Origin of the sequence: Streptomyces sp. NPDC032198, from assembly GCF_040636975.1 — a bacterium.
In the GTDB taxonomy this organism is placed as follows: Bacteria; Actinomycetota; Actinomycetes; order Streptomycetales; family Streptomycetaceae; genus Streptomyces.
This window is the reverse complement of the sequence record NZ_JBEZVL010000014.1, coordinates 79414-96026: the sequence shown is the minus strand read 5'-3', so window position 1 is coordinate 96026 and position 16613 is coordinate 79414. Positions and strand designations below refer to the sequence as shown.

18 protein-coding genes are annotated in these 16613 nt (G+C 71.1%); 7 read left to right on the top strand and 11 right to left on the bottom strand.

Going from position 1 to position 16613, the window contains the following annotated elements; translation table 11 throughout:
* Positions 1-133: 133 nt before the first annotated feature.
* From AB0E78_RS32305 to AB0E78_RS32290, 4 genes are all read left to right on the top strand, one after another.
* The gene (locus tag AB0E78_RS32305; RefSeq protein ID WP_361840079.1) at positions 134-721 is read left to right on the top strand and encodes a sigma-70 family RNA polymerase sigma factor; all 588 of its coding nucleotides are present in this window, start codon (positions 134-136) and stop codon (positions 719-721) included.
* Complete coding sequence (locus AB0E78_RS32300; protein ID WP_361840076.1) at positions 712-1392, top strand: Asp23/Gls24 family envelope stress response protein; 681 nt, start codon at positions 712-714, stop codon at positions 1390-1392. The genes AB0E78_RS32305 and AB0E78_RS32300 overlap by 10 nt, the downstream gene beginning before the upstream one ends.
* Positions 1389-1736 carry an Asp23/Gls24 family envelope stress response protein gene (locus AB0E78_RS32295; RefSeq protein ID WP_361840074.1) on the top strand — a complete coding sequence of 116 codons (348 nt, stop codon included), beginning with the start codon at positions 1389-1391 and terminating at the stop codon, positions 1734-1736. The genes AB0E78_RS32300 and AB0E78_RS32295 overlap by 4 nt, the downstream gene beginning before the upstream one ends.
* Before the next feature lie 100 nt (positions 1737-1836).
* Entirely contained in the window at positions 1837-2340 is a 504-nt protein-coding gene (locus tag AB0E78_RS32290; protein WP_361840071.1) for an SRPBCC family protein, read from the top strand.
* A 21-nt stretch (positions 2341-2361) separates the two neighbouring features.
* On the opposite strand, the gene AB0E78_RS32285 is transcribed toward AB0E78_RS32290, so the two are convergent.
* Positions 2362-3933: a cytosine permease gene (locus tag AB0E78_RS32285; RefSeq protein WP_361840069.1), complete on the bottom strand. Its 1572-nt coding sequence runs from the start codon at positions 3931-3933 to the stop codon at positions 2362-2364.
* Positions 3934-4093: 160 nt separating this feature from the next.
* Positions 4094-5566 (bottom strand): UDP-N-acetylmuramoyl-L-alanyl-D-glutamate--2,6-diaminopimelate ligase, encoded by a 1473-nt coding sequence (locus tag AB0E78_RS32280; RefSeq protein WP_361840066.1) that lies wholly within the window; start codon positions 5564-5566, stop codon positions 4094-4096.
* A gap of 581 nt (positions 5567-6147) precedes the next feature.
* Between AB0E78_RS32280 and AB0E78_RS32275 the strand changes: the two genes are divergently transcribed.
* Together AB0E78_RS32275 and AB0E78_RS32270 are read left to right on the top strand one after the other, a co-directional pair.
* Entirely contained in the window at positions 6148-6885 is a 738-nt protein-coding gene (locus AB0E78_RS32275) for a chitinase (protein ID WP_361840063.1), read from the top strand.
* Between the two features lie 178 nt (positions 6886-7063).
* Positions 7064-8290, top strand: coding sequence for a cytochrome P450 (locus AB0E78_RS32270; RefSeq protein WP_361840060.1), 1227 nt, complete (start codon positions 7064-7066; stop codon positions 8288-8290).
* A 43-nt stretch (positions 8291-8333) separates the two neighbouring features.
* Here the strand turns inward: AB0E78_RS32270 and AB0E78_RS32265 are convergent, their stop codons facing one another.
* From AB0E78_RS32265 to AB0E78_RS32240, 6 genes are all read right to left on the bottom strand, one after another.
* Positions 8334-9599, bottom strand: coding sequence for a cytochrome P450 (locus tag AB0E78_RS32265; protein WP_361840057.1), 1266 nt, complete (start codon positions 9597-9599; stop codon positions 8334-8336).
* Positions 9596-10210 (bottom strand): ATP/GTP-binding protein, encoded by a 615-nt coding sequence (locus tag AB0E78_RS32260; protein ID WP_361840055.1) that lies wholly within the window; start codon positions 10208-10210, stop codon positions 9596-9598. Before AB0E78_RS32260 ends, AB0E78_RS32265 begins: the two co-directional genes overlap by 4 nt.
* Entirely contained in the window at positions 10191-10553 is a 363-nt protein-coding gene (locus AB0E78_RS32255; protein WP_361840052.1) for a DUF742 domain-containing protein, read from the bottom strand. Before AB0E78_RS32255 ends, AB0E78_RS32260 begins: the two co-directional genes overlap by 20 nt.
* Positions 10550-10969: a roadblock/LC7 domain-containing protein gene (locus AB0E78_RS32250; RefSeq protein WP_361840049.1), complete on the bottom strand. Its 420-nt coding sequence runs from the start codon at positions 10967-10969 to the stop codon at positions 10550-10552. The genes AB0E78_RS32255 and AB0E78_RS32250 overlap by 4 nt, the downstream gene beginning before the upstream one ends.
* A gap of 113 nt (positions 10970-11082) precedes the next feature.
* A complete protein-coding gene (locus tag AB0E78_RS32245; protein ID WP_361840046.1) occupies positions 11083-12873 on the bottom strand; it encodes an ATP-binding protein in 1791 nt (596 codons plus the stop codon).
* 257 nt (positions 12874-13130) lie between these two features.
* Positions 13131-13871: a hypothetical protein gene (locus tag AB0E78_RS32240; RefSeq protein ID WP_361840043.1), complete on the bottom strand. Its 741-nt coding sequence runs from the start codon at positions 13869-13871 to the stop codon at positions 13131-13133.
* Between the two features lie 162 nt (positions 13872-14033).
* On the opposite strand from AB0E78_RS32240, the gene AB0E78_RS32235 reads away from it, so the two are divergent.
* Positions 14034-14432, top strand: coding sequence for a VOC family protein (locus AB0E78_RS32235; RefSeq protein ID WP_361840041.1), 399 nt, complete (start codon positions 14034-14036; stop codon positions 14430-14432).
* A gap of 16 nt (positions 14433-14448) precedes the next feature.
* Here the strand turns inward: AB0E78_RS32235 and AB0E78_RS32230 are convergent, their stop codons facing one another.
* The 3 genes from AB0E78_RS32230 to AB0E78_RS32220 form a co-directional block, all read right to left on the bottom strand.
* The gene (locus AB0E78_RS32230; RefSeq protein ID WP_361840039.1) at positions 14449-14697 is read right to left on the bottom strand and encodes a hypothetical protein; all 249 of its coding nucleotides are present in this window, start codon (positions 14695-14697) and stop codon (positions 14449-14451) included.
* A gap of 114 nt (positions 14698-14811) precedes the next feature.
* On the bottom strand, positions 14812-16095 hold the full coding sequence (locus tag AB0E78_RS32225) for an MFS transporter (RefSeq protein ID WP_361840036.1): 1284 nt from the start codon (positions 16093-16095) through the stop codon (positions 14812-14814).
* On the bottom strand, positions 16092-16610 hold the full coding sequence (locus AB0E78_RS32220; protein ID WP_361840034.1) for a GNAT family N-acetyltransferase: 519 nt from the start codon (positions 16608-16610) through the stop codon (positions 16092-16094). The genes AB0E78_RS32225 and AB0E78_RS32220 overlap by 4 nt, the downstream gene beginning before the upstream one ends.
* Positions 16611-16613: the final 3 nt, after the last annotated feature.

Here is a 16613-nt window from a genome sequence, read left to right as displayed (position 1 = left end):
CGACCCGGGTACCCCGGGTCCGTTACGCGCCTCGCGGGAATTTTCCCGCCCGGCATGTAACGTTCCCTGGCCGCGTAACGCGGCGGTCCCTTCGTGTGTCGTAGGAGCATCACCGAAGTGAGAGGAGCCGCGTGTGCCGGGCGACCGGGGCGGAACAGCCGAGGAAGCGGAAGCGTCGTCGAGACGTGACGACGGACTGCTCGCGGTGCGGGCGGCGGAGGGTGACGAGGAGGCCTTCGAAACCCTCGTGCACCGCCACGCGCCCATGGCGCTGCGTCTTGCCACGCGTCTGCTCGGGAGCCGCCCGGAGGCGGAGGACGCCGTGCAGGATTCCTTCGTCAGCGCCTGGCGCAAACTGCCGGAGTTCCGCCGGGACGCACAGTTCGGCACGTGGATCTATCGCATCGTCACCAATCGCTGCCTGAACCTGCTGCGTGCGCGGCGGCCGGTCGTGGCCCTGGACGGGCTGCCCGAGCCGGCCGCGCCGGAGCACGAGGTGTCGCCCGCGCGGGTGGCCGAGGGGCATGCCGCCGTGGCGGACCTGGCGCGGGCGATGGAGGGGCTCTCGCCGGAGCAGCGGGTGTGCTGGGTGCTGCGCGAGCTGGACGGCGCGCCCTACGAGTCCATCGCCGAGACGGTCGGCATCAGTCCGGAGGCGGTCCGCGGCCGTGTCTTCAGGGCGCGGCGCTATCTGACGGAGGCGATGGCCGCATGGCGATGAACGGAGAGTCCGTACCGGACGACGAGCGGGAGGCGGGCTTCGGAGTGCTGCCTGAGGACGAACTGCTGCCCTGCGGGCGCGAGTTGTCGTACGTGTGGGAACAGCGGGAGGCGGGCGTGCCCGATCCCCACGCCGACGGCTGCCCGCACTGCGCGCAGGCCCTGGACGCCCTGCGGCTGCTGGAGGGCGTGGTCACGGAGGCGCGCGACACGGCGCCGCCGGAGCGGGAGCAGGACACCTCCGCGCTCGCCGGCCGTGTCATGGACGTGGTGCGTCTGGAGCTGCGGCCGGGCCGGACGCTGCCCCTGGGCGACGAGGACGAGGACGCGTGGATCGTGGAGGCCGCCGCGGCCAGAACGGTCCGGGCCGCGGCCGAGTCGCTGCCGGGCGTGCGTGCGGGCAGCTGCCGCATCGGCCCGCTGGAGGAGCCCGAGTCTCCCGCACCCTCGGGGCGGCTCCCGCGCGGGCCGGTCAGGATCCGCGTCGAGGTGCAGGTCCCGTTCACGTGGAACCTGCCGGAGGTCGCGGACCGGGTACGCCACCGGGTCATCGAGGCGGTGGACGAGGAGCTGGGCATGCCGGTCGCGGTCGTCGACGTGACGATCAGCGACCTCGTTGACGATGGCGACGGCGAGCACAGCGCCGACAGCACGGAAGGGCGGCAGCGGTGAGCGATCGAGACGTTTCGCGCGTGCTGGCGGATGCCGTCATAGAGGCGGTTCTGGCCACGCCCGGGGTCGCCTTCCTGCGGCCGGGCCTGGTGGACCTCCTGCGGTCGTCGGCCGTGCTGCGACGGGGGCTCCCCAGTACCCCCACGGGCTCCGCCGGTGTACGGGTGCGGCGCGAGAAGGGCAGCAGGGACTGGAGCGTGGACGTGTATGTCGTCGTCCATCGGGGACGGCGGACCCTGGACGTGACGCGAGAGGTGCGCTCGGCCGCGGCGAAGGCCGTCGAGCTGGTGACCGGGGAGTCGGCCGCCCTCGGGATCGCGGTCACGGTCACCGGACTCGTCTGAGTCCTCGCATCAGCCCCCGCACTGCGCCGAAGGGCGCGGTGCGGGGGCTGACTTTCGAGCTACTGATGAGTAAGGTCGCGGGTCGAGGAACGGAGTTGTCATGACCCGCACGTTCACAGTGTCACGAAGCATCCTGGTCCAGGCGCCCCCGCAGTCGGTGTACGAGCAGGTCAGCCAGCCCGCTCTGATGGGGCGCTGGAGCCCCGAGAACCTCGGGGCGACCGTGCCGGGAGGTGACGTTCCCGCAAGTGTCGGCCTGGTCTTCGAGGGCCACAACAAGCGCGGCCCGTTCCGCTGGACCACCCGCTGCACGGTGACCAAGGCCGAGCCGGGGCGGCGCTTCGCCTTCCGTGTGCACGCGATCGGGGTGAAGCGCCCCCGGCTGCGCGCCCCCATCGCCAGCTGGGAGTACCGGTTCGAGGACAGCGACGGTGCGACCAAGGTGACCGAGACCTGGACGGACGACCGGCGCTCCTGGCCCACCTTCGTGGCCAACGTCTTCGACCGGCTCGCCACGGGCGGGCGCACCTTCGCGGTCTTCCAGGTGGGCAACATCGACAGGACGCTGAAGAACCTCAAGCGGGAGTTCGAAACGGCACGCTGACCGGGACGCCTGCGCCTCCGCCTATGCCTGCGCTTGAGCCTTCGCGGAGGCGTCCTCCCGGGTGCCGCCCGGCGGCCCGGTGATCGGGGCGATCGGGGTGTCCGCCGCGCGCACCCAGCGCGGCCCCTCGGGCCCGTACACCCCGCGCGGCTCCGGGAACGCCGCGAGCAGACCGAGGTAAACGACGGCGGCGACGGCCGCTCCCAGCGGGAGGCTGATGTCGGCGCCGTTCGCGAGATCGCCGAGCGGCCCCACGAACTGTCCGGGAATGTTGGTGAACAGCACGCCGGTCACCGCACCGGCCCACCAGGCCGCCATGCCACGCCAGTTCCAGCCGCGGGCGAACCAGTAGCGGCCGCCGTGCTGCCGGCGCGTGAAGACCTGTAGTGCCTCGGGGTCGTACCAGCCGCGCCGGGTGACGTAGCCGAGCATCATGACGATCATCCACGGCACGGTGCAGGTGATGATCATCGTGGCGAAGGTGGAGATCGCCTGGACCAGGTTGAAGCCGAAGCGGCCCACGAAGATGAACGTGATGGACAGGACGCCGATCAGGACGGTGGCCCGGACGCGGCTGAGCCGGGGGAACACCGAGGAGAAGTCCAGGCCGGTGCCGTACAGTGCGGTGGTCCCGGTCGACATGCCGCCGATCAGCGCGATCAGGCAGACCGGCAGGAAGTACCAGCCGGGCGCGATCGCCAGCAGACCGCCGACGAAGTTGGGGGCGTCCGGGTCCATGTACCGGGGCGCGCGCTCGGCGATGATCGACGCCGTCGCCAGGCCGAAGCCGAACGGCAGCACCGTGGCGATCTGCGAGAGGAAGGCCGCTCCCATCACCTTGCGGCGCGGTGTGGCGGCCGGGATGTAGCGCGCCCAGTCACCCAGGAAGGCGCCGAAGGAGACCGGGTTGGACAGCACGATCAGCGCGGCGCCGATGAAGGACGGCCAGAAGAGGTCCTGCGTCGCCCGGTCGGCGTCCGCCGTGAAGACACCGGCGTACGAGGGATCGAAGTCCCCCGCGAAGGCGGCGAGGCCGAGGACGAACAGCAGGGTGGCCGCCACCACCGCGATCTTGTTGACGAGCAGCATGAAGCGGAAGCCGTAGACGCACACGGCGAGCACCAGAGCGGCGAACACGGCGTACGCGCAGCCGTAGGCCACGTCGCTCTCCGGCACGCCGAGCAGCCGGTGCGCCCCGCCGATGAGCGCGTCGCCAGAGCTCCACACCGACAGGGAGAAGAACGCGACGGCGGTGAGCAGCGAGAGGAAGGAACCGACGATCCGGCCGTGCACGCCCAGATGCGCCGACGACGAGACGGCGTTGTTCGTGCCGTTGCGCGGCCCGAACACGGCCATCGGGGCGAGCAGCAGCGAACCGACGAGCAGCCCGAGGAGCATCGCCGCGAGCCCCTGCAGGAAGGAGAGTCCGAACAGGATCGGGAACGCTCCGAGCACACAGGTGGCGAAGGTGTTGGCGCCGCCGAACGACAGCCGGAACAGATCGAGCGGACCCGCCGTGCGGTCCGCGTCCGGGATGCGTTCGACTCCGTGCGTCTCGACCTCGATGACGGACGGAGATGGCTCCTTGGGCACAGGCGGCTCCCTGGGTGACAGCATCACGGCGCACGCGGTGCTGTGGCGGAAATGCAGGGACCGTAAACGCCATGCGCCCCACCGCACCAGTGCCCGATTCGCACTGCGCACGCCGGGGCGGTGGATGAATCGCACAGTCACCCGCGGCTCGTCCTCGTCCTCAGAGCGCGTCGAGTTCGCGGACCATCGTCATGTCGTCGAAGGGGATGAGCTGTTCGCCGACGATCTGGTGCGGCTCGCTGCCCTTGCCCGCGACGAGCACGATGTCGCCCCGCCGCGCGGCGGACAGCGCACGCGAGATCGCCTCGCGGCGGTCGGCCACCCGCTCGAAGGGGGTCCCGGTGGAGGTCAGACCGGGAACGATCTGGTCCAGGATGGCCTCGGGGTCCTCGTCGCGGGGATTGTCCGATGTGAGGACGCACCGATCGGAGTGGCGGCCCGCGATCTCGCCCATCAGGGCCCGCTTGGTGATGTCGCGGTCGCCGCCGCAGCCGAAGACGGTGATCACCGATCCGGTCGCGAAGCCGCGGATCGTGGCGAGGACCTTCTCCAGCGAGTCCGGCGAGTGCGCGTAGTCGACGATCACGCAGACGCCCTGCGCGGTGGTGAACTGTTCGAGCCGGCCGGGCGTGGGCGGCATCCGGTCCAAGGCCTCGACGAGGGCGGGCAGTTCGTGCCCCAGCAGATGGCAGGTGGCGAGGGTGGCCAGCGCGTTGGACACGGAGAAGCGGCCCGGTATGGGGATCGCGGCGGGGTACTTGCGGCCGTCGTGGTGAAGCGTGAAGCGGGTCCCGGCCGCGTCCACCACCAGGTCGCTCGCCCGGTAGTCGGCCGGTGCGTCCAGGCCGTACGTCGTGACCGCGCCCGGCATCAGGGCCATGATGTCGGCGCTGACGGGGTCGTCGGCGTTGACCACGGCGCGGTCGCACAGCCCCGCGAAGAGCCGCAGCTTGGCGTTCTTGTAGTGCTCCATCGTCCCGTGGTCGTCCAGGTGGTCCTGGGTGAGATTGGTGAAGACACCGATGCTCACGGGCACATGGTCGAGGCGGCGCTGCAGCAGGCCCATGGACGTGGCCTCCAGGACCACGCTGCTCGTCTCCCGGTCGCGCATGTGGCCGAGGAGGTAGTGCAGGTCGGGTGACTCGGGGGTGCTCAGGACCGACCGCGGCATCGGGATCCGTTCCGTGCCGATCCGGCTGCCCGAGGTGCCGATCACCCCGACCTTCGCGCCCGCGGCCAGTCTGAGTGCCGACTCGACCATGTACGAGACGGAGGTCTTGCCGTTCGTCCCCGTGATCGCCACGACGTCCATCGCGCGGCCGGCCTCGCCGTAGTACCGGGAGGCGATGAGTGAGGCGGCAGCCCTGGCATCGGTCACCCGCACCACGCACACCTGCCCGGCGGGCTCCGTGCCGGGCGGCGCGCCGTCCTCGGCGAGGACGGCCACCGCCCCTCGTTCCAAGGCCAGGCCGATGCCCCCGGGGCCGCCCTCCTCATGGCCGGGAACGGCGACGTACAGCGATCCGGACATCACATTTCGGGCGTCGAAGGCTATTCCCGCGGTGATGGGGACTCCCGGGTCGCCGTGCAGAATCTGGTGGTCGTGCCCGTCGAGCAGTGCGCTGAGCTTCACAACAGTCCCCTCGAAGGCGGTCCGCGGCACACCACGCACGCCCGGCCCGAGGGGGCAGGGTGACGGTGAGCCGGAATCCGCGGTGATACGCGTAAGGCGAGCGGGCCCCACAGGGGGATATCTGCGTACGGGCCGAAGGGCCAAGGCGGCCGAGGAACGCTACCTGTGCGCCGCACGACCGGTCGCCGAGAACCGGATCGGGATCGTGGAGGGCTGAGCACAGATGGCCGGGCGGAGCAGGGACCTGCCCGACACCGCTTCAGTGTACGTCGGCGCCGGCTCGCCGCTGACGTGCCGGAACGCGCCCGGCGGTCTCCGCTCCCAACTCTCGCCCCACTGCGGCCGGTCGACGAGGTATTGACGTGGACGTGTCACTCGGTATGGTCTAGTCCAACGGTAGGAGCCATTCCGGGTGGCTGCAGCTCCCGGTGCGCCGGTGTGATCACTGGTGGATCCTGTCGCGCCTCTTCTCGCCTCCCACCCCCCCTGTGTGCTCAAGAGGCGGTCCCCACTTCTTCCCCCCCCCACGTGACGGGTGGCCGTGCTCGCGCATGCGCCGACCCGCCGAGGAGTGATCCCCCATGCGTCTTCGTGTCCTTGCCGCGCTGACCGCGACCGCGTCCGCCGCCACGCTCACCCTCCTGACCCTCGCCCCCGACGCCTCCGCCGAGAAGGCGGGCACGGGGGAGCGGGCCGCGGCCGAATTCATCGTCAGCGAGGCCCAGTTCAACGAGATGTTCCCGAACCGGAACTCCTTCTACACCTGCAGCGGTCTCACGGAGGCGCTCAGCGCCTACCCCGAGTTCACCGGAACCGGCAGCGACACCGTGCGCAAGCAGGAGGCCGCGGCCTTCCTGGCGAACGTCAGCCACGAGACGGGCGGCCTGGTCCACGTCGTCGAGCAGAACACCGCGAACTACCCGCACTACTGCGACACGTCCCAGCCCTACGGATGTCCGGCGGGCAACGACAAGTACTACGGCCGCGGCCCGATCCAGCTCAGCTGGAACTTCAACTACAAGGCGGCGGGCGACGCCCTGAACATCGACCTCCTGAACAACCCGGACCTCGTGCAGAACGATCCGGCCGTGGCCTGGAAGACCGGCCTCTGGTACTGGAACACGCAGAACGGCCCGGGGACCATGACGCCGCACAACGCCATGGTCAACAGCGCGGGATTCGGCGAGACGATCCGCAGCATCAACGGGAGCTTGGAGTGCGACGGGAAGAACCCTGAGCAGGTGCAGAGCCGGATCAACAACTACACCCGGTTCACCGGGATCCTCAACGTCGCCACGGGCGACAAGCTCAGCTGCTGACCGTCCCCCGGCAGCCGGGCATCCGTGTCCCTCGCCCCGCCGGATTCGACCCGGCGGGGCAAGGGGTGATTTTCGGCCAACATTAGTGCAACGCTCAACCGTCGGCCGGGAGGGGCTGGTTGGCTTCTTAAGTGATCAATAGCCTGGTGCGGTTGCCTGTTTCCGACTTAGGAGCCACATGTCCACCGCGCAGCAGGTCCCCGACATCCTCTCGCCCGAGTTCGCCGAGAACCCGTACCCGGCCTATCGGGTGATGCGGGAGAGCGCGCCGCTGTTCTGGCACGAGGCGACGCAGAGCTGGATCATCTCCCGGTACGCGGATGTCGAGCGCGTGTTCAAGGACAAGGGCTCGCAGTTCACCACCGACAACTACGACTGGCAGATCGAGCCCGTACACGGCAAGACGATCCTCCAGCTCAGCGGCAGGGAGCACTCCGTGCGGCGTGCGCTCGTCGCCCCCGCGTTCCGCGGCAGCGACCTGCAGGAGAAGTTCCTGCCCGTCATAGAACGCAACTCCCGCGAACTCATCGACACCTTCCGGCACACCGGCAGCGTGGATCTGGTCGGGGGCTACGCCACCCGCTTCCCGGTCAACGTGATCGCCGACATGCTCGGCCTGGACAAGTCCGACCACGCGCGCTTCCACGGCTGGTACACCACCGTCATCGCCTTCCTCGGCAACCTCGCGGGCGACGCCGAGGTAGCGGCGGCCGGTGAGCGCACCCGGGTGGAGTTCGCCGAGTACATGATCCCGATCATCCGGGAGCGCCGCGACAACCTCGGGGACGACCTGCTCTCCACGCTGTGCGCCGCCGAGGTGGACGGCGTCCGCATGAGTGACGAGGACATCAAGGCCTTCTGCAGCCTGCTGCTCGCGGCGGGCGGCGAGACCACCGACAAGGCCATCGCCAGCATCTTCGCCAACCTCCTGATGCACCCCGAGCAGCTCGAAGCCGTCCGGCAGGACCGCACCCTGATCGCCCGCGCCTTCGCCGAGACGCTGCGGTACACGCCGCCCGTCCACATGATCATGCGGCAGTCGGCGACCGACGTGGAGGTCAGCGGCGGCACCATCCCCGCGGGGGCCACCGTCACCTGCCTCATCGGCTCGGCCAACCGCGACGAGGAGCGCTACCGCGAGCCGGACCGCTTCGACATCTTCCGGGACGACCTGACCACGACGACCGCGTTCTCCGCCGCCGCCGACCACCTCTCCTTCGCCCTCGGCAGGCACTTCTGCGTGGGCGCGCTCCTTGCCAAGGCCGAGGTGGAGATCGGCGTCAGCCAACTCCTCGACGCGATGCCGGACGTACGGCTCGCCGAGGGCTTCGACCCCGTCGAGCAGGGCGTGTTCACCCGCGGACCGCAGTCGCTGCCGGTGGTCTTCACCCCCGCCACCGCCTGACCGGAACCGGGGCGCCGCCAAGCGGTGGCGCCCCGGCTCCGGTTCAGTGCGCCACGGGCGTGAACTGCACCGGCAGCGAGGCCAGACCGCGCATCCAGATGGACGGGCGCCAGGTCAGCTCGTGCGGCTCCACCGCGAGGACGAGATCGGGCAGCCGCTCCAGGAGCGTCTCGACCGCCGTCCTCGCGATGACATCGGCGAGCAGCGGGGCCGGGTAGGGACAGCGGTGCTCGCCGTGGCTGAAGGAGAGATGCGCGGAGTTCTCCGGGCCGACGTGCGACTCGGGCCAGATCTGCGGGTCGGTGTTGGCCGCCGCGAGGCCGAGCACCAGACAGTCGCCCGCCCGGATCTGCCGCCCGCCGAGCTGGGTGTCGCGCACCGCCCAGCGGCCGATGAAGTTCTGGGTCGGGGTGTCGAGCCACAGCACCTCGTTGAGCGCCTCGCCCACGCTCAGCCGCCCGCCGGACACGTTCAGGGCGAACCGCTCGTCGGTCAGCATCAACCGCAGCGTGTTGCAGATCCAGTTGGCCGTCGGCTGCTGTGCCGCCGCGATGATGGAGATCAGGTCCTGGACGATCTCCTCGTCGGTGAGACCCGCCGGGTGCTGCAGCATCCGCGAGGTGACGTCCGCGCCGGGCTTCTCCCGCTTCTCCTTGACCAGGAGCTGGATGCGCTCACCGACGCGCGTGTACGCCGCCACGGGGTCGTCGCCCTCGTGCGCGTCGAGCGAGATCCGCAGGTCGTTCACGAGCTGCTGCGTGTCCGTGCTCGCGTCCGGCATGCCGCACATCTGCACCGCGGCGCGCATGGGCAGCGCATGGGCGTACGCGTCCATCAGCTCGGCCTGGCCGCTGCCGGCGAACTCGGCGATCAGCCGGTCCGCGATCCGGCCGCTGTCCCGGGCGAGCTCGAACTGGTCGACCCCCTCAAGGGCTTCGGTGATCACCCCGGCCCGCCGCTGATGCTCGGCACCCTCGGTGAACAGGACCGACGGCTGGTAGCCGACGAACGGCATCAGCGGCCAGTCGGCGGGTATGTTCTCCCACTGGTTCCAGCGGCGCGAGTCACGGGCGAACAGCTCGTCGTGGCCGGTCACATAGCTGACCTCGGAGTAGCCGAGCACCAGCCACGCGGGCACGTCACCGTCGAGGAGCACCGGAGCGACCGCGCCGTGCTCCCGGCGCAGGCTGCGGTAGAGCTGCGAAGGCGACTGCTGATACTCCAGACCGCCCAGGCGCACCGCGCCCGTACCCGCGTGGGCCGGGCACCCGGGCGGCGGGCTCTGCAGATGAGGGGAGGGCTCGGTCACGGTGTCATCTCCTGGGCCATGGCCAGTGCGTAGAGGTGGTCCACGAGGGTGATCAGGACGTCCTTGCCCGACGACCTCACCCGTGCGTCGCAGTCGATCAGCGGCACATGGTCGGGCAGCGCGAGAGCCTGGCGGATCTCCTCCAGGGAATGCGTGGAGGTGTCGTCGTCGAACCGGTTGACGGCCACCACGAACGGCGTCTTGTGGTGCTCCAGACGGTCGATGGCGTACCAGGAATCGTCCATCCGCCGCGTGTCGACCAGGACGACCGCGCCGAGCGTGCCGGAGAAGAGCCGGTCCCACAGGAACCAGAAGCGCTCCTGCCCGGGAGCGCCGAACAGATACAGCACCACGCGTTCGTTGAGGCTGATCCGGCCGAAGTCGAACGCCACCGTCGTCGTGGTCTTGGCGGCCACGTCGGACGTCTCGTCGACGCCTATGCCGGCCTGCGTCATCACCTCTTCGGTGTTCAGCGGCCGGATCTCGCTGACCGACCGGACCAGCGTGGTCTTGCCGACGCCGAAGCCGCCCACCACGACGATCTTCAGGCCGGTCTCGGCCGTGTCGGACAGGGGCGTACGGGAGGGCAGCTCAGATGTTGCGGAGCCCATGGAGCACCTCCTTGAGAAGGGCGGAATCGGGGATCGAGGCGGCCGAGCCGGCCGCACGGGGATGGCGGGCGGTGATCCGGCCCATCGCGAGCAGGTCACCGAGCAGGATCCGCACCACCGTGATCGGCAGCTTCATCTCCGCGGCGATCTCCACCACGGCCGTCGGATGCCGGCACAGCTCAAGGATCCGTACGTGCTCCGACTGCATCCCGGCAGTGGGCTCGCACTCGCTCACCACCAGGGTCACCAGGTCGAACGAATCGTCGTCGGCGCGGCTGCGGCCACCGGTGACCGTGTACAGCCGGTCCGGATCACCGATGTCCACGGGCCTGCGCGGCGTCACGAGGAGCCGCTGCCTTCGGTCTGGGCGCGCGGTTCGGCGCGCAGGTGCTCCCCGATCTGCTCGACCAGTTCGGTCATCTGATGGCCCACCACCCCGGGATCGGCGTTCTCCTCAGCCACGACCGCCAGGTGCGCTCCCAGGCCGGCCTCGACGATGAAGAGCAGCCCTCCGTGGAACTCGGTCATGGAGTGCCGGACGCCGCCGGTCCCGTCGCCGAACTCCATGGAAGCGCCCTGGGCGAGCGCCTGGATGCCGGAGCAGATCGCCGCCAGCTGGTCAGCCTGGTCGAGCGTCAGATGCTCGCTCCAGCACAGCTTCAGGCCGTCCCGGGAGAGCACCAGGGCGTGCCGCGTACCGGGGGTGCGCTTCAGGAGGCTCTGCAGGAGCCAGGTCAGGCTGTTGTCAGTGGTCTGCATGGTAGGCGGGGCGAGATGCGCGGGTCGTCCGGTCACCTGCCCGTCCCTCCAATCTCACGATTTCGAGCGGGGAAGGGGGCGCCAGAGCCCGGGCGCCGTGCGGGTGGCTTCGTCTACTCGGCGGGCGGCGGCCCGGAATCGGCGGGGGACTCGGGTGCCGCGGGGGAGCCGGGCGCATCGCCCGCACCCCGCCGACCGCGGTGGAAGGCTCCGAAACGGGAACCGGCGTCACGCGGCGGCAGCCCCGCGTCACCGGAGAGCGCACCGGACCCGGCCGCGGCGTCGGACGCCGCCCTGCGCTGCTCGCGCTCACGCTCCGCCTCGGCCATGGTGCGGCCGGGGGCGCGCACGGGCAGACCGTTCGTCGTGGACGCCGCGGGGCGGGCGTGCTCGGGGCGGGGCTGCTCCTGCGCACCGGCCGGGGGCAGCACGGGGGCGACGGGGTGCTCCGGAGCGGCGGGGAGTTCCGTGGGTGCCGGGGCCGGTGCGGGCACCGCCGGGGCGGGCGCGGGCGCCGCTTCGACACTGCGGGGGGCGAGCTGCTGCGGAGCAGGGTCCCGCTGCTGGGCCAGGAGCTGCGGGGGCAGCAGCACCACGACGCCCGTGCCGCCGCGTGAGGACGGACGGAAGTTGACGCTCATGCCGTACTTGGCGGCGAGGCGCCCGACCACCGCGAGACCGAGGCGGGTGCCCTGCAGCGAGGCCAGGTCCGTGACGTGCCCGGAGACCGACTCCTCCGCACGGCGCATCGCCGCGTCGGCCATCTTCAGGCCGCTGTCCTCGATCGTCACGACGATCCCGGCGCTGCGCTCCTCCACATAGACGTGCACCTCGTCGATGGGCGGGGAGAAGTTCGCCGCGTTGTCCATGAGTTCGGCGAGGACGTGCATGACGCCCTCCGCGGCGAACCCGGCGATCGCCACCGTCGAAGAGCAGTGCAGCCGCACCCGCTGATACGCGGAGATCCGGCCCACCGCACCCCGCAGGATGCTCTCCATGACGATCGGCTTGTTCCACGCGCGGCTGGAACGGCCGCCCATCAGCAGGGCCAGACGGTCGGTCATGAGACCCAGCTGGGAGGTGCCGTGGTCGAGGCGCAGCAGATCGCCGAAGACCTCGACGCCGTGCCGCTCCTGCATGTCCCGCAGATCGGCGAGCATGCTCACCGACTTGGCCTGCACACGGCTCAGGGCCTTCGCGGAGGCCGCCTGCGCCGCCGCGGCACGCCGCTCGCTGTAGGCCAGCTCCCGTACGAACGACTCGGCGGGCACCCGCAGCAGGGGATTGCGCGGCCACTCGAGCCCGGCGAGGACCGTGTCCGCGGAGGAGCCCTCGCGCAGCCGCTCGATCGCGGTGGGCAGGGTCACCGCCGTCAGCTGGTCCAACTCCTCGGCGGCCTGGGCGAGTTGACCCTGGGCCTGATCGCGGCGCGCCTCGATGTCGGCCGCGTGCCGCACGGTCTCCTCCACCACGGTCGCGAACACGTGGACGACCTGACGCAGTTGCGGGTCCGACGGCGGAGCCGTCTGCGCCAAGGTCTCACTGGCGCTCGCCCCGTCGCGCAATCGTTTCACCACGGTCGGCAGCGTGACGTTCACCAGGTGCGCGGACTCGGCGCCCTGGCGCGCGAGCTGCGCCTTGAGGGAGCCGGCCTCGGCATGGTCCGCGGCGGCGGCCCCGCGGACCCGCTTCACGAGCAGGGAGCTGCTCAAGAGCGCGATCGCCAGACACAGCCAGCCGGCCAGGACCGAAGCCACCGTCCAGACCCGGGCGTTGTGCGGTGCCATGACGCCCGCGACGGCACCGGCCGCGGCGGTCACCACCAGCACGACCACGGGCAGGGCCGAAGCGGGCCGACGCGCCTTCGCTATTCGGTGCGGGCTGGGAGGAGCAGGCACGGGCATTCAGCGGTCCCTCGGTCCTTGAGTGCAGGTAAGCAACGAGCCGACCGATGCACGCATCGGTCGCGGGCCCGGTGGGCACGCCAAAGGGGACGGCGATCTTCCGGGCCACACATGGCGCCATGCTAGTCATCCCGCGAGGCCTGTAGGACACGGAGTCTGAACAGGCCTCCTCGGCGGGGCTTTCGTCGTGATCTGGCCCCTCGAACATGGCGCCGTGATAGTGGAGTTCGACTCCGCGCGGACGACGACGCCGTGGCTCAGTCGACCGCCGACGTCTCGGCGATCTCGTACGCCTCCAGGCCCGGGGTCGCGAGGAGATCCGCGATGCAGGCCGCCGTACCGCCGACGTACGTGCTCACCAGATCGACGTCACCGGCCACGCACCAGGCACGGTCCTCGGGCCACCACAGGTCCGGGAGCTCGGGCACCCCCTCATCGGGATCCCGCTCGGGTGACGCGGGTGAGTCGGCGTCGTCCAGCGGTCCGGAGAGCAGGATCTCGTCGCGGCCCGGTGTGTGGAACACGGGATATCCGTCCCAGTTGTACTGGCCGTACCCCTCCCAGAGTCCGTACCAGCAGCGGTCGGGGGTGCGGGTGTGCCGGGACAGCACGGAGATCAGGGCGCGGGCGACACCGGCGGGGGTCGGGCCCTCGTCGGGGTGCTCGTCCCAGACGTCGGGGACGGCCGGGGTGTCGTCGTTGCGGTAGAGAAGACGGTCGCCGAGGCCGATCAGCTCGTGCCAGCGCGTTTCCGCCGCCACCGACCGGCCGTAGACGGCGGCCACTTGGTCCCACCGCACCGGTTCATCGCCGAGCCAGGCCGGGTGGAGGATCCGCGCGTACGCGTCGAAGCCGGGCGCGCAGACACCGGCGACCGTGCCGAATCCGTCGTCGTGGGGCGGGCGTTCTTCCAGCCAGCGGGCGGGTGTCAGGTCGCTCCGCTCGACGCGTAGACGGCCGTAGACGGAAGGGGGCGGGTACTGGTGGACGAGGTGCATGACCCCAGTGTCGCCTGCGAAGGGGCGCCCGTGCGCCCTCGGGCGGACGCCGATTGAGGCGGTCCTGGCGGGGCACTCGGTCGGTCGCGGGACGGCAGGCTGAGGCGGCCGCCCGTCTCTATGCCGATCCATGCCGACCCCTGCCGACAGAAGAGGGACCCCATGAGTGTGAAGAAGACCGCCGTCCTCGTCCTGGACTGTGCGAAACCGGAGGAACTCGCGGAGTTCTACGCGGGACTGCTCGGAGGCACGGCCAGCATGGGCAACGACCCCGACTTCGTCGAGGTGTTCGACGGGGAGGGCGTCTGCGTGGCCATCCACCGCGACTACGGCTACGCGCCGCCGAGCTGGCCGCGCCCCGAGGACTCACAGCAGGCGCACCTCAGGATCCTGGTGGACCGCGGCGACATCGACGAGGCGGAGCGCGAGGCCGTCGGCCTGGGCGCCCGGCCCGTGGACACCAAGGACAACTCCGGGCCCCGGGACACCCGGACCTACAGCGACCCGGCAGGCCACTCGTTCGTCATCGCCGTGTCCGCCGAGCCGAGGGCACCCCGCTGAGCGTCCGGACCCCGGCTCAGTCGGCGGGCTCGTCCGGCACCGGCTGGTCCGGGCGCACGCCACCGGAGTGCGGTGCGCCGCGTCGGCCGGTGCCCGCCTCGTCCGTGTCCGGTACGTCGTCGTCGGCGTCCGGGGCGTTGCCCGTGGTAGCCGAATCGTCGTCCGGCTCCCAGTGGTCCTCCTCGTCCGACGCCTGCTGATCGGGCAGATCCCTCGGTACGGGCGTCTCGTCCTCGCCCCGGGTCTCGGGCAGCTCCTCGCTCACGGTGTTCCCTCCAGTTCTCGTTCCGTCGTACCGCGCGCTCTCGCGGCGGTTTCCGGTGCGGAGGCGCGGCTACCCGTCGTGCTCGCGGCAACACCTCGTACACCGCCTACGGCTTCACGGTGGACCGCGGCGGCCGGGTCGGCCACATGGGCGGGGCCGGTTGCCCGGCGGCAGCCGGGCCGAGACGGCCAGTGCGACGGCGGTCATCGCCGACAGGAGTCCCCAGACCGGTACGAAGCTGCCGGTGAGGTCCTTGAGCAGGCCGAGCACCGGGGGGATCACCACGATGGCGATCTGGTTGACGGACATGGCCAGACCCAGGGCGAATCCCGTCCGGCCCGGCGGAGCCGATTCGCTCACGTGGGCGACCCAGGGGCCGTACCAGCCGAAGCCGAAGAAGCCGAGCCAGACGAGCGTGCAGCAGGCGACCGCGGGCGACCGGCCCGGCGGGGTCATCAGCACCGCCATCCCCGCGAGCACGGCGGCCATGCAGAGGACGAGCGATCCGAACCGCCCGGAACTGCCGCGGTCGCTCCAGGCCGCCAGGGCGATACGGCCGACGACACCCGCACCCTGCACCGCCACCAGGACGAGCGCCGCGGAACCGGCTCCGACGGACGCCCTCTCGTGCAGGTGAAGGACCGTCAGGATGCCTACGCCGCACTGCACCGAGATCAGGGTCGACCCGGAGAGCATGATCCGCACCATGGCCGGTTCGCGGAGCATCCGCAGCCGTGCGCCGAGCCCCGCCCTGAGCGAGGCCCGCGGCCCGTGGTCCCGCGGCCCGTCGTCCCGGGGCGCGGCGGTGACGGGCGGCCTGCGGTAGAAGCCCATGAAGACTCCGGCCCCCAGCAGCGCGACGACTCCGCCCGTCAGCAGGGTGGCCCGCCAGCCGAAGGCCCCGGCGACGAACGGCAGCGCAGCCGAGGCCAGCGCGGCGCCCAGCGGCAGCCCCGCCTGACGGATACCCATGGCCAGACCCCGCTGGGACGCGTCGAACCACGACGCCACGGATTTGCTGCCGCCGGGTTGAACGGTGCTGTAGCCCGCGCCGACGAGCAGCAGCACGAGGAGCAGGGACCCATATCCCGGCGCCGCGCTTCCCGCGAGCAGCGCCGCGCCGACCACCGCGGCGCCCGCCCCGACGACCCAGCGCTCGTCGCTCCGGTCCAGCAGCTCCCCGGCCACCAGCAGCCCGACCAGCGGAACCAGCTGGGCCGCCGAGATCAGCAGACCCAACTGGGCCGTGCTCAGATGCAGGTCGCGTTGCAGGTGGAGGCCCAGCGCCCCGATGCCCTGCACGAAGAACCCGGCCGCGGCCTGGGTGAAGGTGGCGATGCCGAGGACGGTCCACCGGTACCGCCACGCGCTGTGCGCCGACCCGGCGACGGCCGTCACGGGCGCCAGTACAGGGCGGGGTCCGGGTGGTTCACGAAGCCGAGGTCGCGGTAGAGGGGTTCGCCCTGGTGGGAGGCGTACAGGTCCACCCGGGCCACCCCGCACTCCCGGAACCAGTCGAGCAGGCCCCGCATGAGCGCGCGGCTGTGCCCGCGCCGCCGGTGCGCCGGGTCGGTGACCACGCCGATCACCAGACCGACCCGGCCGTTGCGCAGGTGCGGGCCCGGCAGCCGCTGTTCGACCGAGCCGATGGCGCACGCGGCCAGGCTCCCGTCGTCGCCGTCCACGACGAGGATCCGCATGGCTCCCGTGGCCAACTCGCCTTTCAGGACCAGGGCCAGGGCGTCCTGCCAGCCGGTGTCTCCCGACGCCGGGTTGAAGTAGTCGCCGCCGAGGTTCTCGAACAGGAGCGCCCGCAGGCGTACGAGCTCCGTGACGTCGTCCTGCGTCGCGGGACGTACGGCTCCTTTCGCCGGGCGGATGGCAGTGGTGTGGTCTCCGGTGCGTTGTGACATGCC